We start from the raw sequence: 22,249 nt of genomic DNA, 5'->3' as shown, positions 1-22,249 counted from the left end.
ACCTGCTATTTTGGCAAGAAATTTGCGGTTTGTAAATTAATTGTACCCTCTCTCCGATTCTCCATTTAACAACTCCGTTTTATCATTTTTTTAATACACATCGTTTTATTCAAACGAATCAGTTATTTTAAATCATATCCTTAATTCAGTTTTGTTTTTGGAAGAGATTTCGGAGACATCATAAGTAATACATTTTGATTTCAATAGAAAAGGTCGGGCTTAGTTTTTTAAGTCTGACCTTTTCACTTTTATTGAATTTTTGGGGTAAACTCAAAATTCGGGGATAATACAGTGTTGATATTGATATGCTTTAAATTATGAAGATTTCGAAATCCGACTGATGTAATAGTTCAATTTCTGTTTAGTTCAGTTTTAAGAATAAACCGGCTTATAAAGTTCAAATAAGACATATTTATAAATTAAACGAATATTTAACTTAAAATTTACCTTAAATATTCAATATGTGTTGAAATATTTTATTAAAACCTGAATAAATTAATCTTTTTTTCAAAGCTCAAAACCTTTGTCAAACAGCTTCTATTCAAGGTTTTTTTTAGTTTGGCAAGCATTTTGCAAACTAAAGAAGCAAATAGTAAAATTAAAAATAAAATTATGAATAAGTTATTTTTAGGATTGGCATTAACTGCTGGTACATTAGCTTTCGCTCAGGAAACTCAAGAAATAAAAAACAACAACTACAACTACTACATCTGCTCTTAAAAAAAGATGTACAGCCTGTAAGATTCGGTATTAAAGCAGGAGGTAACTCAGCTTATTTCAGTGCGCAAAAATTCGGTATGAATAGCCAGAAATTAGGATTCCATGCAGGAGCATTCGTAAATATTCCGGTTTCTAAACAATTCAGTATCCAACCGGAGGTTTTATATAACCAAATGGGGGCAAGAGACGTAATCTCTTCTACTCCTATTGAAAACGGAACTGTAAAAATACAGGATAAAGTAACAATGAATTATATCTCTGTTCCTTTAATGGTTCAAATGAGACCTACAGAGAAGTTTTATGTAGAAGCAGGTCCTGAATTCAGTTATTTCATCAATGGTAAAAATAAAGGTGATGTAACAAGAACTACTACTACAGGAGGTATTACTACTACAACCACTCAATCCCACTCTGAAGATGTGGATAAAGATCAAATCAACAAATTCAACTTCGGGTTAGGTCTTGGTTTAGGGTATGACATTACTAACAATATCGGAATCAGCGCAAGATATGTAAATAGCTTGACAAAGATCGATAAGAGCAGACCTGCTGCTGAAAACAACAACAGAGTTTTCCAATTAGGCCTGAACTATAAGTTCTAATCAAAAGAAACCAATTTTTTAACTTAAATGCATACTAATGCATTGTATAAAATCGCCGGAAGAAATTCTTCCGGCGATTTATTTTAATTGGCCTCAGGTAGAATAAGAAAACGATGATTTTCGTAACTGTTCCTTCTCCAGTTCAAACCCACAGCACAGAATTCTTTTCCAAACCTTGGTTTTAAAATATTCTTGGGTCATCACTAATCACCCCATCTATTCCCATATCCTTCAGCTCCTGTAATCTTTCTTTTGAATTCACTGTCCATGGGATCACTTTCATACCCAGGGCATGACATTCCCTTACCAATTCAGGCGTTATAAGACGATGGTCAGGACTATAGATCGTAGGAGTAAAGCTCAGAAACTTCATATCTCCGGCTACTCCACTTAGATGATCAGGATATAATTTAAACCGCTCCAAAGGTATATTTTTGAAATTAGCCCGTTGCTCAGCCAATTTTTTATCATCTACTTTTTCCACCAGTAAAGCAGTCATAACCGCAGGATACTCTCTATGGATAATTTCGAGCGTCCTGGGATCAAAAGACTGAATGATAACACGGTCCTGGATTCCTTTCTCCAGAATGATTTTCATCATCAGGTCTACAAACTCTTCAGGCTCCGGATGAAAGATATTATCTGAGAAAGGCCGGGTTTTTGTTTCTATATTATAAAAAGGTAACGGTCTTTTCAATGCACGGGAATAAGCTTCACATTCATCTATTACCGATGAAAAGAGTGGCTTTTGAACTTTTATTTTCTTTTGGTCGGGATAATGATCCAGCTTTTTTAGCCCTACATCAAAGGTCTGGATCCTGGTATAGGGCATATCATAAATTTTATAATAAAACCCGGAATCTTTTGGAATATAGCTTCCATCAGCTTTTGTTACCAATTCCGGTGAAAGAAAAGCGTCATGGGAAAGAATCACCTGCTTATCTCTGGTAATTGCCAAATCCATTTCCAGCGTGGTAACGTTCATTTTTAAAGCATTCTTCATCGCCGGAATTGTATTTTCAGGATACAGGGATTTTCCACCCCGATGAGCCTGTGTATCAAAAGACTGTGCCTGACAAAGCTGCGTAAATACAAGTATAATACCCGAAAAAAAAGCAATTTTCATATCCTGGAATTTTAATCTGATAAAATTAAAACTTACCCCACGGCTATATACTACAGGAATATTAAGCTTTATCACATTAATGTAAATATTTTTTAACACGGATCTGAAAATAAAAAAGAGCCAGGTAATACCCGGCTCTTATGCTATTGTATATAACAATTAGTTGAATAATTCTATCTCTTCTCCTTTTCCTACCGGATATTCTTCTGTGAAGCACCCAAAGCAGTGATTGGAAGATCCTAAAATTTCTTTCAGGTTGTCTATGCTTAAAAACTCTAAAGAATCTACTCCTAAATAGTTTTTAAGTTCTTCTGTAGTCATATTCGCTGAGATCAGATCATCTTTTGATGGAGTATCAATTCCCAGATAACACGGAGCAATAATAGGCGGAGAAACACTTCTGAAGTGGATCTCTTTTACCCCCGCGTCTTTCAGGATTTTAACCAATCTCTTGGAAGTAGTCCCCCTGACAATAGAGTCATCAATAATAACCACTCTTTTATCTTTCATTTCTGAAATAATCGGGTTCAGCTTAAGGTTTACTACTCTTTCTCTCATTTCCTGTGTAGGAACAATAAAGCTTCTTCCGATGTATCTGTTTTTAATCAAAACAGGACGGAAAGGGATTCCTGAAGCTTTTGAGAACCCAATGGCAGCAGGAACTCCGGAATCCGGCACTCCGATTACCAAATCGGCTTCTACAGGTGCTTGTTCCCAGATTTTTTCTCCTGATTTTTCTCTGATCTCATATACATTAATATTTTCCAGAGTAGAGTCAGGTCTTGCAAAATAGATGTATTCAAAAGAGCAGATTCTTTGCTTCCCTTTCTTTTCATCCATCATATATGAATGCAGCTTTCCAGGTTCATTTTCGTTGGTATAGATAATTTCCCCCGGAAGAATATTCCGCACATACTGTGCTCCTACAGCGTCTAATGCTACAGATTCTGAAGCAACAACATAGGACTTCTCATCAATAGCTCCTAAAACCAATGGGCGGATTCCGTTAAAATCCCGGAAAGCAAAGAATTTATTTCTTGTCATTCCTACTACAGAATAAGCTCCCTCGATTTTCTCCATCGTTGCCTTAATAGCTCCACGAAGTCCAAGGTCCAGGTTTTTCTGGATTAATCTCAGGATTACTTCAGAATCGGAAGTAGCCCTGAAAACAACACCTTCCGCTTCCAGTTCTGCTTTAAGTTCTTTCGCGTTGGTCAGGTTACCGTTGTGTGCTATAGAAAGTATAATCTGGTCATATTCGTTTTTCGCGAAAAATGGCTGGAAATTATATTTCTTTTTATCTCCTGCCGTGGTATAACGGGTATGCCCGATTGCAGAATTTCCCATAAAAGTTGCAGGTTCCTTAATGTCTTTATACACGTCGAGAACCAGTCCTTCATCTTTCATATTGGTGATTTTCCCATCCTTTAAAACGGAAATCCCACAAGCCTCCTGACCTCTGTGCTGCAAAGCAAAAAGACCGAACTGTGAAAGAGAAAATGTATCAAGATCATTATCTGAATACAATCCGAAGATACCACACTCTTCATTGGGTGCATCTAACCTTTCCTCTTCTTGTGTTCTAAAAAGGTTTCTGCCATAAGTCTGGTTTTCAAATTGTTTTAAATATTCACTTTTATGAATGTCTAAACTTTTCATTTCTATTTTTTCTAATGATTAGAAGTTAGATATTAGATGTTAGAAATTAATCTAAGTTAACTTCAATTATATTTTTAAACTTGTTTTAATGAATAAATCATTTTCAGCTAAAGGTCCTATTACTTTTAGAGGAATAATTTTTCTTCAGAAATAAAATTCAAATCAATTCTTTTACTGAACCCATAGACTTACTCCAACCTTCCAATTTCTATCCGGTGTGAATTTGATATTAAGTTCTATAACTAACTTCTAATTTCTAAGTTTATTTACCAAGTAAATTTTTAAGACGGTTGTAGATTTCCACATACGCCTCCGTTACTTCTCCTAAATCTCTTCTGAATCTGTCTTTATCAAGTTTCTTCATTGTATCTTTATCCCAAAGTCTGCAGGTATCGGGAGAAATTTCATCAGCTAAAATAATTTCTCCGTCGGAAGTTTTACCTAATTCAATTTTGAAATCCACTAAAATGATATTGATTTTATCAAAAAGATCGATAAGGATTTCGTTGATATCAGAAGTCAGCTCATACATTTCGTCAAGCTCTTCATAAGTAGCCGCTCCCAGGAAAACCGCATGGTGATCATTGATAAGCGGATCTCCCAATTCGTCTTTTTTATAACAAATATCGAAGATCGTTACCGGAGATTTAATGCCTTCCTCTACTCCTAATCTTTGGGCCATACTGCCTGCAGAATAGTTTCTTACCACCATTTCCAGAGGAATAATGGATACTTTTCTTACCAGCTGTTCTCTTTCGTTTAATTGTTTGATGAAATGAGTTTTGATCCCTTTTTCATTTAAATATTCAAAAATAAGAGTAGTGATGGCGTTATTCATTTCTCCTTTCAGGTCAACCTGACCTTTTTTTTGAGCATTAAATGCTGTAGCATCGTCTTTGAAACGTACTACTACTTCATCAGGATTATCGGTAGCAAATACTTGTTTCGCTTTCCCCTCGTACAACATTTCTTTCTTTTGACTCATAATTTTACTTTCTAAATTGTAGTTAGATTTATTGATTTATTTAATTATTATCCCTGTTAAAACAGCCAATCCAAAACTCAGGAGCGTTCCGATAAGAACATATTCTGTAAGCTTTCTTTGTTTTGCCTGTGCAAGGTCGCTGAATCTGAAAACAGACTTGGCGGCAACCATGAAACCTACCCCTTCCCAGTGATTTACCATAATAAAAGTAAATACCAGAAGGCGTTCTAAAATTCCTATATATTTTCCGGCACTTGTTAAAGATTCGGTCTGAATAGTATTGGGACCATCCGGAGCGGGTGTCCAGGATGATAATAGTATTTTGATAAAAATGGAAGCCGGAGTTGTCAGAAACAAAGCAGCCATCAATATCTTTAAAAATTCCTGATTTTGTAAAAAACCGAAACTGAATTCTCTGAAATAAAAAGAAATACCTCCAATTACCAGAATATGCAGCAGCTGGTCTATGAAAAACCATCTTTTCTTTGTTTTCACATTTTGAAACGTCAGCTTGGCAGCATCAATAATGAAATGAGTTACTCCCACCAGCATAGCCACCCACCAAAGCCGTAGATCCCAAAGGAAAATAAGACTTAAAACAGTGTGAATCAAAACATGAAAATATAAAAATGCACTTTTCAGTTTATGGTTTTCCTTATCCGCAACCCATGAATTTGGCTGAAGTATAAAATCTCCGAGTAGATGTGCCAATATGAGTTTGATGAAGATCATGCTTTAAAGTTCTGAGATTTTCTTTCTAAAATACTGGTTGGTTTCCACGATGAGCTCATAGTTGGCTCGTTTCAGTCTCTGGCTTATTGAAGACTGTGAAATAGCAAATCTCCTGGCGAGATCTTCCTGGGTAATGTCCTGGTTCATAATCATTTCATGGATAATTTCTGCAGTAGCCATCGTCCAGTTATCAAAATCTTTGGATGACCATTTCAGAAGAATATTAAGGTCTCTGTCAACAGAGTCATTGGAAGTTTTGATCGCAACGGTATGTCCGTCATTTTTAAGGTCGTTCAGCAATCTTCCGGAATTCACATAGGCCGTTCCGTTGGATTCGGTAATCTTTTCCGAAGAAAAACTTTCTTCACCGATACCGATAGCCATTCTTACATCAAGATTTTCCTGGCTTTTAATAAGGGATTTTATGGCAAGAAAATGCCAGAAAACATCATCTATACCACATTTGAACTGAAATTCATCCCCTCTGTAAATTTCCCATGTATGAGGAGCGCTTCCCCAGGTTTCGAGAAGATTTTTAAGTTTGGTTATCCAAACTTCAGTATCCGCATGCTGTGAATTTATAATATCACCGGTAATGACCGCTATCATACTGCAAATATAAGCATAATTACTTATAAATAAAAAATATAAGCAGAAACACTTATAGATATTGATTATTAGTGAATCTGCTTATATCGATGATACTGTAAACATACGGTTTTTAAGCCTGATTTAAATCACAAAAAGACAAAATAAATTAAAAATTTTCATGACAGATGAAATATTAACTTACCTTTTAATTCTTTTCATGTAAGAAGCTTATATTTCTCTAATAAAAAACCATAATAGTTTTATAGTTTATCAGGGTTTGTATAGACAATTTCTTGCTCTATTTCTTAATAAACTGCTCTACTTTGTCATCAAGCCTCAGAAAGTATGTCCCTGCAGGAATTCCCTGCATAGAAATATTTTTTTTGTTTCTGAACGGATTTTTCTCTGTATAGATCACTTTTCCTGAAAGGTCAATGACCTGGGCAGTTTTTATCTTTTCAGGGTCTCCGCTTACAAAAAGGTTGTCGTATACCGGATTCGGGTATATTTTCAGGACTTTGTCTGCAGAAGTGATTAGTTCTGAAGTTGACAATGTTCCGCCAAGGTTCTGACAATAATCCGTAGGATAAGCCTCCCATTCATTAAGATTGAAAGTACTCGCCGGTTGGTTGATAGAAGCTTTTCTATACAAAGAAACATCTTTTAAAGCTGTAGAATTATTTTGCCCTGCCATACCCAATGCATCTATTGTTACAGACTTGTATCTCAATTCAAGGTAATTATATCCATAAAAGGTCATCTGGGGGGCAGCTGTTACAAACTTTGCCTGATCATTCGTATAGCAAGAAAAGCTGGCCGACGGATTTAAAACAACAAAAGTTTCATTATTCTGAACTACCCCTTCCATTTCAAAAGGAGCAGGAAAATAATGACTGTTATTGCTTCCCTGCAGCTGAATAGACAATTTATAATCACTTAAATTGACGGAATGACCTGTTTTATTGGTGATTTCGATCGCTTTGTTACCGTTAGTTGACCCTTCCAGGTATTTTGAAATAAAGAGATCTTTAGCATACGAATCCGAAGCTAATGTAGTGACAGGAAGAATATTGCTGTCCGGTGAAAGCAGATAACCATTGTCATATGCTTTTACCGTATAATTATACGTTGTAGAAGGACTAAGGTGATCAATGGTAACAGACGTGCCTTTTGTAGCAGCAACTAAGGTACCGTTCTGATACACCTTATAACCAATTACATCTGCATCGGGGCTGGGAGTCCAGCTCAAATTAGAAAAATAAGCGCTGATTTGTGTGGAGGTTAGGTTGGAGGGAGCCTGGGGAGCAATGGTATCCGGAGTCTGGCTCCAGATGGCATTAATCCAGGCAGGGTTATCTATAAAAGGATTCCTGTTTTTCTGGATTGCATATACTGCATTATTTCTGTCAATTTCCCTTGGTGATACAGGATCCTGCTGATGCCATTGAAGGAGCATAGCCAGATAAGCGGGCTCAAATGCCCTTTCTTCTGTACCGTCAAGTGGATTTACATCTAAAGCGGGATTTGCATTCGTATTGTATTTGAAAGTACCCAGTTTTCCTTCATACCTTACTGCAAAATACAATAAAGATCTTGCTATATCTCCCTTAAACTCATCAATAGGTTCGTAAACGTTGCCTGTATATGGCAAATTCGGAATCATACTCGTACCTATCTTGGAGCTATTGGTGAAAGTATAAGCTATGTTGGCAGGTAACGTGCTGGAAATCCCATAAGGATAATTGCTTCTCAACTGATTGATCTTTGCATCCGTGGGAATTACATAAAACAAATCGGAATACATCGGATAATTACTGTTAAATGTACTTTGCGGCATCATATGTTCCCTGTTATATCCCATTCCTTCCCCGCCTGAGGAGGATATTAGCTGCGCTGAGGTGTATTCATAAGCATCAGGGCCTGATGGTACTTCTGAATAGATATCCAGCAGAAAAGTAGTATTATTGGAAGGGTTATGATCGTAGTAAACATCCAGATCCGTCTGGTTATAGTATCCGGGAAGATCACCATAATGCCAGCTGATTGTTTTCTCTGCAATAATATCATGAAGTTTTGATTTCAAAGCATAACCGGTAAGTCCGGCAGTGCCATTGTAATATCCGGGAGGTGCCTGTGCAGACAGATAAGAAGAAATCAAAATAACAGGGAGTAGAATTTTTTTTCATGCCTTAAAATTTGGGGAAACTAAAATAGTAAATAAAAAAACGCATAGCTCTTGAAATTTTATTACGAAAACATTAATTTTTTAAAATATAAAAAATTGAAAACTAAAAATTTTGCGTCTAAAATATTATGGATAAAATAAATTCTTTTAGCATTCCATCAATTTATTTATCTTTGGGAACTAACTATTATCTATATGAATACAGAGACTATTGACAACATCAAAATGATAGCGGAGACAGCTAGAGAATTTGCAGAGAAGAATATCCGTCCGAATATAATGGAATGGGATGAGAGCCAGACATTCCCTAAAGATTTATTTCACCAACTGGGAGAAATGGGTTTTATGGGTGTTGTAGTTCCTGAGCAATATGGAGGCTCTGGTTTGGGATATCATGAATATGTTACAATCCTTGACGAGATTTCTCAGGTAGATCCGTCAATCGGTCTTTCTGTAGCAGCACACAATTCTCTTTGCACCAATCATATTTATGAATTCGGTAACGAAGAACAAAGAAATAAATGGCTTCCTCAGTTGGCTTCAGGAAAAGTAATCGGTGCCTGGGGATTAACGGAGCATAATACAGGTTCAGATTCCGGAGGAATGTCTACTACAGCTGTAAAAGACGGCGATGACTGGATCATCAACGGAGCTAAAAACTTTATTACCCATGCCATTTCGGGAGATATTGCCGTTGTGATGACAAGAACAGGGGAAAAAGGTGCTAAAAACAATTCTACAGCTTTTGTTTTGGAAAAAGGAATGCCTGGTTTTACTTCCGGGAAAAAAGAAAATAAATTAGGTATGCGTGCTTCAGAAACGGCAGAGCTTATTTTCGACAATGTACGTGTTCCGGATTCACACCGTTTAGGTGAAGTAGGTGAAGGCTTCAAACAAGCTATGAAGATTTTGGATGGAGGAAGAATCTCTATTGCGGCTTTAAGCTTGGGTACTGCAAGAGGCGCTTACAAAGCCGCTTTAAAATATGCTAAAGAAAGACACCAGTTTGGGAAGGCAATCTCTGAATTCCAGGCAATCAACTTTATGCTTGCCGATATGGCAACGGAAATTGATGCTGCGGAACTGCTTATCCAGAGAGCAGCCACACTGAAAAATGCCAAACAAAAAATGACTAAAGAAGGGGCAATGGCCAAATTATATGCTTCTGAAGCTTGCGTAAGGATTGCCAATAATGCCGTTCAGATTTTTGGTGGCTATGGATACACCAAGGACTTCCCTGCTGAGAAATTCTACAGAGATTCCAAACTTTGCACTATTGGAGAAGGTACTTCTGAAATCCAGCGACTGGTGATCGGAAGAGATATCACAAAATAAACTAAAATTTAAAACAAATGATTAAACAGGCACTTTTAGGTGAATTTCTGCATGAAGCAGAAAACACCAGAAAAATTTTGAAAGCAATTCCTGACAGCGCCCTGGACTGGAAACCGTCTGAAAAAAACTGGACGACTGCCCAACTGGCTTCTCATATTGCTGAAGTATACAACTGGTATGAACCCACTTTCAACCAGGATACTTTTGATATGGGAAAATATGAATACGACAAAGGAGATATTTCCAAAGCTGAAAATATCCTTACAAAAATTTGAAGAAAATGTTGCCAAAGCACAGCACGCGCTTGAAAACTCTGACGAAGCCACTTATTTCAATGAATGGAAAATGGAGATGCATGGAAATGTGCTTTTTCCTCCTTCCCCAAGGATTCAGGTGGTTAGAGGCTTTCTGTATAATCATTTGTATCATCACAGAGGAGAGCTTGTGGTCTATTTAAGATCAACCGGCAATAAAGTTCCCGGGCTTTACGGACCTACTGCTGATGATAAAATGTAACTGAAAACTATTTTATAGCAACTCATTAAGCTGTTTCACTCTTCGAAACAGCTTTTTTGTTATCAGGTCCGGCTGTTTTATACCATTACAACGGAAGAAGAAATGCTAATGCGACACAATAATTAGTTCGTTAATTCTGAAAAAAATCAAAAATATTATTGTCTCATTTATAGAAATTAAATAAAATTTCATCTTATTTTTAAATTTCTATAAAATAAATCAAATGACAGTGTTTTATTTTTCGTGTATTGAAGGCAGTTTTCAATTAAATTTAATGCATTGCATAATACATTAAACATATACTCAGAATTTTTCTTAAATAATTTCGTTTTTCGTAATATATTTTTTATTAGCTTTGATATTCCACAATTAAAACAAATAATTAATATGAAAAAACAACTAACCCTGATCGGAATGCTTCTCATTACGGGTGTTTCTTTCGCACAAACTGACCGCCTTTGGTCCGAAACTTCTAAAAGAACCTCATCAGAGATCTTTGAAAACAAATCCGGAATCAACAATCCAAAGGTATACAACCTGGATATCAACGGATTGAAAAATGCTCTGGCAAAGGCTCCCAAAAGACTGGCAGTTGGCGAAAAATCGGAACTCATTATTTCCTTTCCAAATTCTCAAGGAAAAATGGAAAATTTCAAAGTGAGAGAGAATTCCAACTTTACCCCTGAATTGGCTGCAAAATATCCGGATATCAAATCCTATATCGGCCAAGGACTTGAAGACCCAAATTCAACGGTATATTTCAGTGTTTCTCCGCTAGGACTATCCTCAATGGAAATATATGGCGACAGATCAGCTGTATTCATCGAGCCTTACTCTAAAGATCTTTCCACGTACGTGGTTTATAGAAAATCGGATAAAAAAAGACGACCTCAGTAAATTTGAATGCTCTGTAATAGATGTAGCACAGAAAGGCGCTGCCAGTTCAGCCCTTGCCGCAAGACCTAATGCAGATGATTCCAAATTAAGAACCTTCAGGCTGGCATTATCCTGCACGGGAGAATATACGGCTTATTTTGGAGGGACAAAAGCTCAGGCTTTAGCAGCAATGAACAATACGATGACCCGCGTAAACGGAGTCTTTGAAAAAGACTTTGCTGCAAGAATGGTACTCATTGCCAATAATGATGCTGTTATTTATACCAACGCTTCTACAGATCCTTATTCTCCATCTTCAGGAATGAACAACTGGAATTCACAACTTCAAAGCACTTTAACTTCCGTAATCGGAGAAGCCAATTATGACATCGGTCATTTATTCGGTGCATCCGGAGGTGGAGGTAATGCAGGCTGCATAGGCTGTATCTGTGTTAACGGATCTAAAGGAAGCGGTTATACTTCTCCGGCAGATGCCATTCCTTCAGGAGATAATTTTGATATTGATTACGTAGCTCACGAAATGGGACACCAATTCGGAGGAAATCATACTTTCTCAATGAGCAATGAAGGCACAGGAGCCAATATGGAACCGGGTTCGGGTTCTACCATTATGGGGTATGCAGGAATCACAAGCCAGGATATCCAGCCTCACTCAGATGCATTTTTCCATGCCATCAGTATTCAGCAAATCACAAACAATATTAAGGCAAAAACCTGTTCCGTAAACACCAGTACAGGAAATTCAATCCCTACCGCTAATGCAGGCCTGGATTATACCATTCCGAAAGGGACACCGTTTATGCTGACCGGAACAGGAACAGATGCTGACGGGGATTCTCTAACGTACATCTGGGAACAGATGGATAATGCATCATCTTCTCAGACCGGGTCGAGTTCCGCTGCAAGTGCAACCAAAACATCCGGGCCTAATTTCAGATCCTGGACACCTACTGCATCTCCTACAAGATATTTCCCAAGGATGGCATCCATCTTAAACGGGGCGACTACTACTGCAGGCTCAGAAATTACTGTTGAAGCTCTTTCATCAGTGGCCAGGACTCTTAATTTCAGATTTACGGTACGCGATAACAGAGCCGGAGGTTCGGGAAACAATTCTGATGATGCGGTAATCACTGTAAACGGTACTGCCGGTCCATTTAGTGTAACTTCTCAAAACTCCGCAACAACTTATACAGGAGGAAGCTCACAAACCATTACCTGGAATGTTGCAGGAACTACAGCAAACAATGTGAATGCTGCCAACGTAGATATTCTTTGGTCCACCGATAATGGAAATACCTGGACTACCCTATTAGCAGGCACTCCAAATGATGGTTCACAAGCGGTAACGATTCCTAATACTTCCACAACATCCGGAAGAATCATGGTAAAAGGGTCTAATCATATCTTCTTTGATGTAAATAATGCCAATATTACAGTGAATGCAGGTTCAGGAACTCCGGACACTACCGCACCTACTGCGCCTACTCTTGCAGCTTCAGGAACTACTGCTACCAGCACTAATCTTTCCTGGTCCGGAGCCACAGACAATGTTGGGGTGACTGGCTATGATGTATACCAGGGCACTTCATTAATCGGTTCTACTGCTTCTACAACGTATACGGTTACCGGATTGACTCCATCTACCACTTACACTTTCTCTGTTAAAGCTAAAGATGCAGCAGGAAACGCTTCTTCTTCAAGCAATACCGTAAATGTTACAACGCTTTCGGGAGGAACAGTCAGCTATTGTTCTTCTTCAGCATCCAATACTGCTGATGAAAGAATCGGAAATGTTAAATTCGGAACTATCAACAATACTTCAACAGGAACAGCCGGCTATGAGAACTTTACTGCAATCTCTACCAATGTTACCAGAGGAACAGCCTATACCCTTTCTATAACTCCTGTGTGGACTTCCACAAAATATAGCGAGGCTTATGCTGTATATATTGATTATAACGGTGACGGAGATTTCACAGACAGCGGTGAGCTTGCCTGGTCAAAAGCTGGATCTACAACATCACCTGTAACTGGTTCCATTACGATCCCGTCAACAGCTACTCTTGGAACAACGAGAATGCGGGTAATGATGAAATACAGCAGCATTCCTACTTCATCTTGTGAAGCCTATACGTATGGACAGGTTGAAGATTATACCCTGAATATCGTTTCTTCAGGAAAAGGAGATATCTCGAACACCAATAACCTGATCACAGATATTAAGCTGTATCCAAACCCTGTAAAAGATCAATTATATATTTCAAATACGTCATCTGAAGATTATAAAATCTTCGATATGGGTGGAAAACTAATTGATTCCGGAAAACTTCAAAGAGGATCAGTAAATGTAAATAACCTTGTAAAAGGAGCTTATATGATTCAAATCGGAGAAACAACAAAGAGATTTATCAAAAATTAATAACCTTATCATTAAACGATGTGAAAGGCTGCCCGTCCGGGCAGCCTTTTTTATGATGAAATTTAATACTCCCAATTTATCCGGATAAAATTTTCCATGCTATATAAATACCCAAAATAGAAGTCTACAACCCCATGGTTGTAGATTTTATCGATCATAAGTCTTGAAAAGATAACACCGCTTTTACTTCCTGCAGCCGTACATTTTCCCCTGTACATTTCAAAATTTACAAATCGTTTTCTATCTTTGCGTAAATAAAAAAAATTCATGGATAAAATTGATAGTCTGAACCAAGTAGCAGAATTCCATACTACTTTTAAAGCCCCTATTTTAGATACCCCACAAATTCCTTCTCCTGAAAGGTGCAACCTTAGGGTAGAGCTTCTACAGGAAGAATTAAACGAATTAAAACAGGCTATTGCCGACCAGAATATTGTAGAAATTGCTGATGCACTTTGTGATCTTCAGTATGTTTTGAGTGGTGCTGTGCTTGAATTCGGGCTTGGCAACAAATTTGTAGAATTATTCAACGAAGTTCAGCGTTCCAATATGTCAAAGGCTTGTGATAATGAAGAGCAGGCAAAAGAAACGGTTGAATTTTATAAAGAAAAAGGAGTAGAATCTTTTTATGAAAAGTCCGGAGAAAAACTAAATGTTTACAGACGTGCTGATCATAAAGTATTAAAGAACAAATACTACTCTCCTGCCGATTTAAAATCAATTATTGAAAAATAAATATGAAAAAATTTATTACCCATATTGTTGCCTTTTCGAGCCTCTTTTTTGCTGCCCAGCAATTGAGTGCCCAAAAAGTAGTTATTAACCGCGAGGTAGAGTCCCAAAAGGATGGAAAAATGCTTTTAGGACATCAGTCTAAGGATCAGTTTTTAAAAGCTCCTTATGCCGACTGGTATGTAAAAGAACATGATGAATACGCCCTTGATCAGAAAGCTATCAGCGAACTGAAAAAGGAAAGAATCAGTTCTTATGACATGATTGTTTTCATAGGTACCTGGTGTGAAGACAGCCACAGAGATTTCCCAAGGCTAATGAAAATACTGGAGGAAGTAAGTTATCCCGACAGTAAGCTTACCATTATTGCGGTTAACCGTAAAAAAGAATCTCCCACCGGAGACGAAAGTCTTTATAATGTCCAGAAAGTTCCTACCATCATTGTCAAAAGATACGGGAAGGAAGTGGGAAGAATTGTAGAGATGCCTACTAGCGGATATATTGAAAGAGATTTGGCAGAAATTTTGAAAAAGAACGATTCATCTGTAATCAAAGAAATTTTTAAATAAACTTGAGAAATTATAAAGTAATTATATCGTTTCTGGCAGGTGCAGGTGTTGTACTGCTGTTGTTTTTTGGTCTTAAATCATGCCTGAATATGGGTGGAAAAACGGAAAAATCAGATTATTATATTCTGACCAACCAGATTTCCAAGATGAATAAAATGGTGGTGATAGAGCAAAACACATCCAGTATGCAGAAAACCAAGATGGGCTATGAAGTATTTGGAAAGGAAGTGTCTAACAACAGCATTATTACCTATACCAAAACCAATGCACAGGTTTCCTATGATCTTAATAAAATGAAGATCGAGGTAGATTCTATCAACAAAAAGCTGGTGATCACCGAACTTCCTGATGCAGATATCAGAATCACCCCAAGCGTTGAAATTCAATCCCTGGATGATTCATTTTTCAACAGGATTACAGAGAAAGATATTAAAAACGTAACGGAAAAAGCCAAAGAAACTGCTATTAAATCTATTGATCAGAATCAACTGAGAAGCCAGGGCCGTAAACAATTATTGGAAAATCTCGATAATATCTTTGTTTTGGCAAAAGCTTTAAACTATACCATAGAAGATAAAACCGGCAAAATCGGCATTTTAAATCTTTGATACGGTAATAAAAGAAACTACGGTCCTTTATTTACTTTGGCAAACGCTTTGAAGAATATTAAAATCAAGATTCTTGAAATTAATTAAAAAATTTAAAGTCATGAATTCAAAAGAAAATAATAAAAAAGGATACATCTGCCAATACTGCAGAAACTAAAAAACAGAATCAGGATTTTCAAAACATTCCTGCTTCATCAAAAAAAGCCAACCCTCCTGATATTGATAAAGAAGATGTTCAGAAAGCTTCAAAGAATAAATCAGGAAAAACGGATAATACGAAAGAATAATCTCCTACTGGATTATTACCGGATAAAATTGAAAAGTACTGCTTCACAGCAGTACTTTTCTTCTAACTAATCTTATTTAAGTGGACTATAAAAATTATACGATAGTTGATTTTCCGATTTTCACGTTTTCAAAGTTATAATACGATTTCTCGGAATATTTGATATAATCTGCAATAAAGCTTCCCACCTCACCGGTAGAATAATGCTGCTTTGTATTAAGATCAATAGTAACATATTTATTTTCAATGGCATGTTCTACCGATTGTCTTAATTTATCCGCTGCCTGATGAAGCTGAAGATGATCAAGCATCATGGCAACACTCAGGATAGAGGCAACAGGATTGGCAATTCCTTTACCCTTTGCCTGTGGATAGGATCCGTGGATAGGTTCAAACAGGGCATTATTTTCACCTATGGAGGCAGACGGAAGTAACCCGATAGAACCGCCAATTACGCTTGCTTCATCAGAAATGATATCCCCGAACATATTTTCGGTCAGAATAACATCAAACTGTTTAGGATTAAGGATCAGCTGCATGGCTGCATTATCTACAAACATGTAGTCCAGCTGCACATCAGGATATTCCGGTGCAATTTCCTGGCAGACCTTTCTCCACAGCCTTGAAGTATCCAATACATTAGCTTTGTCAATAAGTGTAAGTTTCTTTCTTCTCTTCTGAGCTTCTTTAAAGGCCATATGAGCAATCGGGGTAATGTCTTCCCTGCTGTATTGGCAAACATCATAGGCATAAGAACCTTCAGGATCTGTAAATTTCTCTCCAAAATAAATCCCGCTTACCAGTTCCCTGAAGATCTGGATATCTGCCCCTTCAATAACTTCTCTTTTCAGCGGGCTTTTTTCAATAAGCGAAGGGTATGTCTGAAGAGGGCGGATATTGGCAAATAAACCCAATTCTTTTCTCAGTTTCAACAATCCCTGTTCAGGCCTTACTTTCGCTTCAGGATTATTATCAAATGCAGGATCGCCTATTGCTCCAAAAAGGACCGCGTCGGATTCCTTACAGATTTTTAAAGTTTCTTCAGGCAATGGGTCTCCGGTTTTAAAAATAGCTTCCGCTCCAATAGAACCATACTCAAATTGAAACTGACATTGAAAAACTTCAGCGATGACATCCAATATCTTAATACTTTCTCGGATCACTTCAGGACCAATCCCATCTCCGGGAAGAACTGCAATTTTAAAGTAATTTCTATGCATTTGTTGTTTGTGTTTTAAGTTCAAATTCCTTGATTGCCTGTTTTTTACTGATTAAAAAGTCAATATCATCATAACCGTTCATCAGGCATATCTTTTTATAAGAATCAAGTTCAAAAGTCTCCATAGTTCCATTAAAGCTGATAGTCTGCTGCTCAACATCCACCACAATTTCACTTTCAGGGTTTTCATTGATTCCTTTTAGAATATCTTTTAAAAAACCTTCAGAAACCTTAACGGGAAGCAACCCGTTATTTAAGGCATTTCCTTTGAAAATATCCGCGAAATAGCTGGAAACAATAACTTTAAATCCATAATCCGTAAGGGACCACGCAGCATGTTCACGGCTGCTTCCACACCCGAAGTTATTCCCGGCTACCAGGATTTCCCCTTTGAAAACGGGATTATTTAAAACAAAATCGGGATTCGGTTCTCCCGTATGAATATTAAATCTCCAATCCCTGAACAGGTTTTCACCGAAACCTTTTCTATCAATACTTTTTAAAAATCTTGCGGGAATGATCTGATCCGTATCTATATTTTCTGCCGGCAACGGAACACCACTGGATTTTATAATAACTAATTTTTGCATGTATTTTATTTCTTGGATTAGAACCACAAAAGCATACGTTCTTTTATGTAAACAGATAATATCTTTCTACTTAGAGCGTTATCATCTCTTATTTGTGGTTCCATATATTTTTAAAACTCCTTTTTAGTTGAATTCATAAGCTGAAATTCTGCCTTCAATGGCTGCTTTAGCCGCAGTAAGCGGACTTGCCAGAATTGTTCTTGCTCCTTGTCCCTGCCTTCCTTCAAAATTCCTGTTCGAAGTAGAAACACAATACTCTCCTTCGGGTATTTTGTCATCATTCATCGCCAGGCACGCCGAACATCCGGGCTGACGGATCTGGAATCCTGCATCATTGAAAATTTTATCCAGCCCTTCTTCATAGATCTGTTTTACAACCTGCTGGGATCCCGGAACGATTAAAGCCTTTACGGCTTCAGATTTGCTTTTGCCTTTAATATATTGCGCTGCCGAACGGAAATCTTCAATCCTCGCATTGGTACAGCTTCCTATAAATACATAATTCACTTTGATATCAGAAAGGGCCTGGCCAGCTTTTAAACCCATATATTGTAATGCCTTCTCCTCTGACTCATTCTGGGGTACCGGAATTACTTCCCGGACAGAAATCCCCATTCCCGGATTTGTCCCATAAGTAACCATAGGATAAATATCAGCAGCATCGAAAACCAATTCTTTATCAAAGATGGCACCCTCATCAGTTTTTAAAGACTTCCAATATTCCACTTTCTCTTCCCACTCTTCTCCCTGCGGGGCGAATGTCCTTCCTTTCACATACTCAAAAGTGGTTTCATCAGGAGCAATCATTCCGCCTCTGGCACCCATTTCAATACTCATATTACAAACGGTCATCCTACCTTCCATCGACATCTCTTCAAAAACGTTTCCGGCATATTCACAGAAATATCCTGTTCCGCCATCGGTCCCGATTTTTGAAATAATATAAAGAATCACATCTTTAGGCTGAACGTTATCATTCAATTTTCCATTCACCGTAATTCTCATTGATTTCGGTTTACTGAGAAGAAGGCATTGGCTGGCAAATACCTGGGCTACCTGGCTTGTTCCTATTCCGAAGGCAATGCTTCCGAACGCTCCGTGCGTTGAAGTATGGCTGTCTCCGCAAACGATGCTCATTCCCGGTTGGGTAATTCCCAGTTCCGGAGCAATAATATGGACAATTCCCTGATAAGGATGTCCCAGTCCGAATAATTCGATATTATTTTTCCGGCAATTCTCCGTAAGCTGCTGAACCTGATTTCTTGATAACTCATCGCGGATGGGTAAATCCTGATTGAGTGTAGGGACATTGTGATCTGCTGTGGCTACGATCTGAGCGGGCCTGAAAATCTCAAGGTTTCTCGACTCCAGCTCTGCAAAAGCCTGAGGACTTGTTACCTCATGGATCAGATGTTTGTCAATATATATGATTTGGGGGCCGTCAGGAATTGTTTCCACTACGTGAGCGTCCCAAACTTTATCAAAAAGTGTCTTTTTCTCGTTATTCATTTTTACTTTACTTGATTTTAAATCAAACTCACCCTATTTTTCTGCTAAAACTACCCATGATCCGGGCCAGATCATCATTGCACACCTCTTTTTTAAGATCAGCTATTTTCAGGAATTCCTGGTACAGATAATCCAGTTCATTTTTAGTAACATCATAGCCTATATGCTTAAAACGGTATGCTAATGCGGAACGTCCGCTTCTTGCTGTAAGAATAATGGAAGAGGCGTTCACCCCTACTTCCTCAGGATCTATAATTTCGTAGGTTTCCCTGTTTTTAATCACACCATCCTGATGAATTCCGGAGCTGTGGGCAAAAGCATTTGCTCCTACTATGGCTTTATTAGGCTGTACAGACATTCCCATCAAATCGGAAACCATGTTGCTCATTTCGTTCAGCATCCTGGAATTGACATCTGTGTAAAGATTTAAGTTTTTATGTTGTTTTAAAATCATTACTACTTCTTCCAAGGCTGTATTCCCTGCCCTTTCTCCCAGTCCGTTAATCGTGCATTCAATCTGCCGGGCTCCGTTGATTGCCCCGGCAATAGAATTGGCAGTGGCAAGTCCGAGATCATTATGGCAATGACATGAAAGTACCGCCTTTTCAATTCCTTTTACATTTTCTCTCAGGTACTTTATCTTCTTCCCATATTCCTCAGGCAGACAATACCCAGTCGTGTCAGGAATATTTAATACGGTGGCTCCCGCTTTAATTACGGCTTCACATACCCGGGCCAGATATTCGTTGTCTGTTCTTCCCGCATCTTCAGCATAAAATTCAACATCTTCCACATACCCTTTGGCATACCGTACTGCCTCAGCAGCCCGTTCTATGATGTCTTCCCTTGTAGAGTTAAATTTGTATTTAATATGAGAATCCGAAGTGCCTATTCCTGTATGTATTCTTGGTCTTTTGGCAAACTTCAGGGCTTCAGCAGCCGTATCAATATCTTTTTTATTAGCTCTGGTTAACCCGCATACTTTTGCATTCCTTACCAGTTTTGAAATTTCGGAAACAGACTCAAAATCCCCCGGACTGGAAATAGGAAATCCGGCTTCAATGATATCAATCCCTAGCTCATCAAGTCTTTCGGCAATAATCAGTTTTTGCTCCGTATTCAGTTTACATCCCGGGACCTGCTCCCCATCTCGCAATGTCGTATCAAAAATTTCAATTTTTTCGGAATTCATAACTAAAGTTTTTTACTTAATTTTGATTCAAAACTACAGCTTGCAATATTTTTCCGTTTTCAGTTTTTTTGAAAATTACAATATTCAACAGTTGGAGAAACAGATGTATCTAATTATTAACCAGAATTTTAACATATAAAAATTTACAATGGCAGAATTGCAGAAAGATTTTTTGTTTGTATTGATAAAGTCATTGAACACTTCAGAAAAACGACAGTTTAAACTGTATGTTAACCGTCTTGGTATCAATGTAGACGCCAAATTTCTTTTGTTATTTTCAGAAATGGACAAAATGAAAGAATATGATGAAAATATTATTATCCAGAAGAAAATATCCACCAAGCAGCAGCTTTCTAATCTCAAAGCACATCTTTATAAACAGATTTTAATCAGTCTTCGTACCAATCCCAGTCATCAGAATTATAGAATTCAACTGAGGGAACAGCTGGATTTCGCTAATATTCTGTATCAGAAAGGATTGTACAAACAAGCGTTGAAAATACTGGATAAAACCAAACAATCTGCTCTGGAACTGGATGAAAAAAGCATTGCATCTGAGATCATCGACCTGGAAAAGGTTATTGAATCACAGTTTATTACCAGGAGTTTTGACGGCCGGGCTGATGAACTGATCAGGCAATCCCAGGAAATCAGCAGGCAAAACCGGTATACCACAAAGCTTTCCAATCTTTCACTGAAATTATACAGTGAAATGCTTACCCACGGCTATGTAAAAAATGACGCAGACCGCCAGGAGGTCCTTGATTTTTTTAATTCCCAGATTAAGAATATCAGGCTTGAAAAACTGAATTTTACAGAAAAGCTCTGGTATTTTAAAGCCCATGTATGGAAAAACCAGCTTTTGCAGGATTATAAGTATACGCTAAAATATGCCTATCAATGGGTAGATCTCTTCCACAAAAAGCCTGAAATGATTTTCAGCCATCCTGTCTGGTACATTAAAGGAAATACTTACCTCTTAAAGATTTTATTCCTGTATGGGAATATAGATATCCTAGAAGAACATTTTGAAAACTTTAATAAAACCGTGAATTCTGAAAGTTTTGCCCAGAATGAAAACCTTCAGTCTCTTGTCTTTCTTACCCATTACAATACATTGATGAATATTCATTTTGTAAAAGGTGAATTTTTCACAGGAACCAAACTCATTCCTGAGATTGAACTTAAAATGGAAAAACTCCGTGAAAGAATTGACGAACACCATTTTATGATCCTATACCTGAAAATGGCCGCCATGTTTTTCGGAAGCAAAATGTTCTCAAAATCAATCGCATATTCCATGAAAGTGATAGAATCAAAAGGAAATGTGCAGGAAGACCTTCTTTTCCATACCCGCATTTTGATTTTGATGGCTAAGTATGAATCAGGAAATGATGAGGATTATGATGAGTTTGTAGCTTCTACTTTAAAGTTTGCCAAGAAAATGAAAAAACCGGAAGAGTTCCATTTTGAAAGTATACAGTTTTTTAAGAACCTGAATAACCAGGTTTTAGACCAGCAGCAAAAGGCTTTTGAAGCTTTTGACAAAAAACTGGAAGAATTTTCCCGCAACGAATATTACAGAAGGTCATTATTTTATATTGACATTCACGGATGGATCAGGTCTAAGGTTCAAAATGTAGATGTAATTGAGATTATCAAGCAGAAAGTGAAGTATAAGAGAAAAAATTAGTTTTATGTTGTTGAAACGAAAAGGCATTGACTTTACCTGCTACTCCGTTTTAAAGCCCAGTGATCTTATCTGAGATAGAAC

The 22,249-nt window shown here is 37.6% G+C and carries 20 protein-coding genes; 10 read left to right on the top strand and 10 right to left on the bottom strand.

All coding sequences use genetic code 11. The features are described 5' to 3' along the window. Nucleotides 1-623: 623 nt before the first annotated feature. Nucleotides 624-1,322 (top strand): porin family protein, encoded by a 699-nt coding sequence (locus HX13_RS10285; protein ID WP_128572340.1) that lies wholly within the window; start codon nucleotides 624-626, stop codon nucleotides 1,320-1,322. Between the two features lie 181 nt (nucleotides 1,323-1,503). Here the strand turns inward: HX13_RS10285 and HX13_RS10280 are convergent, their stop codons facing one another. The 6 genes from HX13_RS10280 to HX13_RS10255 form a co-directional block, all read right to left on the bottom strand. Continuing rightward, nucleotides 1,504-2,523 carry a glycerophosphodiester phosphodiesterase family protein gene (locus HX13_RS10280; RefSeq protein ID WP_238555227.1) on the bottom strand — a complete coding sequence of 340 codons (1,020 nt, stop codon included), beginning with the start codon at nucleotides 2,521-2,523 and terminating at the stop codon, nucleotides 1,504-1,506. A gap of 84 nt (nucleotides 2,524-2,607) precedes the next feature. Further along, nucleotides 2,608-4,107 carry an amidophosphoribosyltransferase gene (purF, locus tag HX13_RS10275; protein WP_050020994.1) on the bottom strand — a complete coding sequence of 500 codons (1,500 nt, stop codon included), beginning with the start codon at nucleotides 4,105-4,107 and terminating at the stop codon, nucleotides 2,608-2,610. Between the two features lie 262 nt (nucleotides 4,108-4,369). Further along, the gene (purC, locus tag HX13_RS10270; protein WP_050020993.1) at nucleotides 4,370-5,092 is read right to left on the bottom strand and encodes a phosphoribosylaminoimidazolesuccinocarboxamide synthase; all 723 of its coding nucleotides are present in this window, start codon (nucleotides 5,090-5,092) and stop codon (nucleotides 4,370-4,372) included. Between the two features lie 36 nt (nucleotides 5,093-5,128). After that, nucleotides 5,129-5,824, bottom strand: coding sequence for a DUF3307 domain-containing protein (locus tag HX13_RS10265; protein ID WP_050020992.1), 696 nt, complete (start codon nucleotides 5,822-5,824; stop codon nucleotides 5,129-5,131). A gap of 3 nt (nucleotides 5,825-5,827) precedes the next feature. Beyond that, nucleotides 5,828-6,433, bottom strand: coding sequence for a SatD family protein (locus HX13_RS10260; protein ID WP_050020991.1), 606 nt, complete (start codon nucleotides 6,431-6,433; stop codon nucleotides 5,828-5,830). Between the two features lie 280 nt (nucleotides 6,434-6,713). Then, on the bottom strand, nucleotides 6,714-8,573 hold the full coding sequence (locus tag HX13_RS10255) for an endonuclease (RefSeq protein WP_238555226.1): 1,860 nt from the start codon (nucleotides 8,571-8,573) through the stop codon (nucleotides 6,714-6,716). A 222-nt stretch (nucleotides 8,574-8,795) separates the two neighbouring features. Between HX13_RS10255 and HX13_RS10250 the strand changes: the two genes are divergently transcribed. The 8 genes from HX13_RS10250 to HX13_RS10220 all read left to right on the top strand — a co-directional run bounded on the left by HX13_RS10250 (nucleotide 8,796) and on the right by HX13_RS10220 (nucleotide 15,679). Next, nucleotides 8,796-9,935, top strand: coding sequence for an acyl-CoA dehydrogenase family protein (locus HX13_RS10250; protein WP_027372239.1), 1,140 nt, complete (start codon nucleotides 8,796-8,798; stop codon nucleotides 9,933-9,935). Nucleotides 9,936-9,952: 17 nt separating this feature from the next. Further along, the gene (locus HX13_RS24030; protein ID WP_238555225.1) at nucleotides 9,953-10,210 is read left to right on the top strand and encodes a DinB family protein; all 258 of its coding nucleotides are present in this window, start codon (nucleotides 9,953-9,955) and stop codon (nucleotides 10,208-10,210) included. Beyond that, complete coding sequence (locus HX13_RS24025; protein ID WP_238555224.1) at nucleotides 10,155-10,451, top strand: DinB family protein; 297 nt, start codon at nucleotides 10,155-10,157, stop codon at nucleotides 10,449-10,451. The genes HX13_RS24030 and HX13_RS24025 overlap by 56 nt, the downstream gene beginning before the upstream one ends. A gap of 387 nt (nucleotides 10,452-10,838) precedes the next feature. Then, on the top strand, nucleotides 10,839-11,348 hold the full coding sequence (locus tag HX13_RS24020; RefSeq protein ID WP_238555223.1) for a hypothetical protein: 510 nt from the start codon (nucleotides 10,839-10,841) through the stop codon (nucleotides 11,346-11,348). Further along, a complete protein-coding gene (locus HX13_RS10240) occupies nucleotides 11,251-13,770 on the top strand; it encodes a reprolysin-like metallopeptidase (protein ID WP_238555222.1) in 2,520 nt (839 codons plus the stop codon). Before HX13_RS24020 ends, HX13_RS10240 begins: the two co-directional genes overlap by 98 nt. A gap of 267 nt (nucleotides 13,771-14,037) precedes the next feature. Further along, a complete protein-coding gene (locus HX13_RS10230; protein ID WP_050020988.1) occupies nucleotides 14,038-14,505 on the top strand; it encodes a nucleoside triphosphate pyrophosphohydrolase family protein in 468 nt (155 codons plus the stop codon). A gap of 2 nt (nucleotides 14,506-14,507) precedes the next feature. Next, nucleotides 14,508-15,071 carry a TlpA family protein disulfide reductase gene (locus HX13_RS10225; protein ID WP_050020987.1) on the top strand — a complete coding sequence of 188 codons (564 nt, stop codon included), beginning with the start codon at nucleotides 14,508-14,510 and terminating at the stop codon, nucleotides 15,069-15,071. A 2-nt stretch (nucleotides 15,072-15,073) separates the two neighbouring features. Continuing rightward, nucleotides 15,074-15,679, top strand: coding sequence for a DUF4230 domain-containing protein (locus tag HX13_RS10220; protein WP_050020986.1), 606 nt, complete (start codon nucleotides 15,074-15,076; stop codon nucleotides 15,677-15,679). Between the two features lie 381 nt (nucleotides 15,680-16,060). Here HX13_RS10220 and leuB read toward each other — a convergent pair whose 3' ends face one another. The 4 genes from leuB to HX13_RS10200 form a co-directional block, all read right to left on the bottom strand. Next, a complete protein-coding gene (gene leuB / locus HX13_RS10215) occupies nucleotides 16,061-17,185 on the bottom strand; it encodes a 3-isopropylmalate dehydrogenase (protein WP_050020985.1) in 1,125 nt (374 codons plus the stop codon). Continuing rightward, the gene (gene leuD, locus HX13_RS10210) at nucleotides 17,178-17,774 is read right to left on the bottom strand and encodes a 3-isopropylmalate dehydratase small subunit (protein ID WP_050020984.1); all 597 of its coding nucleotides are present in this window, start codon (nucleotides 17,772-17,774) and stop codon (nucleotides 17,178-17,180) included. Before leuD ends, leuB begins: the two co-directional genes overlap by 8 nt. A gap of 123 nt (nucleotides 17,775-17,897) precedes the next feature. Beyond that, nucleotides 17,898-19,283 (bottom strand): 3-isopropylmalate dehydratase large subunit, encoded by a 1,386-nt coding sequence (leuC, locus tag HX13_RS10205; RefSeq protein WP_050020983.1) that lies wholly within the window; start codon nucleotides 19,281-19,283, stop codon nucleotides 17,898-17,900. 28 nt (nucleotides 19,284-19,311) lie between these two features. Beyond that, on the bottom strand, nucleotides 19,312-20,475 hold the full coding sequence (locus tag HX13_RS10200) for a 2-isopropylmalate synthase (RefSeq protein WP_050020982.1): 1,164 nt from the start codon (nucleotides 20,473-20,475) through the stop codon (nucleotides 19,312-19,314). A 148-nt stretch (nucleotides 20,476-20,623) separates the two neighbouring features. Here HX13_RS10200 and HX13_RS10195 point away from each other — a divergent pair, with 148 nt between their 5' ends. After that, a complete protein-coding gene (locus tag HX13_RS10195; protein WP_050020981.1) occupies nucleotides 20,624-22,168 on the top strand; it encodes a hypothetical protein in 1,545 nt (514 codons plus the stop codon). Nucleotides 22,169-22,249 lie beyond the last annotated feature (81 nt).

This window comes from Chryseobacterium sp. P1-3 (assembly GCF_000738495.1).
In the GTDB taxonomy this organism is placed as follows: Bacteria; Bacteroidota; Bacteroidia; order Flavobacteriales; family Weeksellaceae; genus Chryseobacterium; species Chryseobacterium gallinarum.
This window is presented reverse-complemented; position numbering and strand designations above follow the sequence as displayed.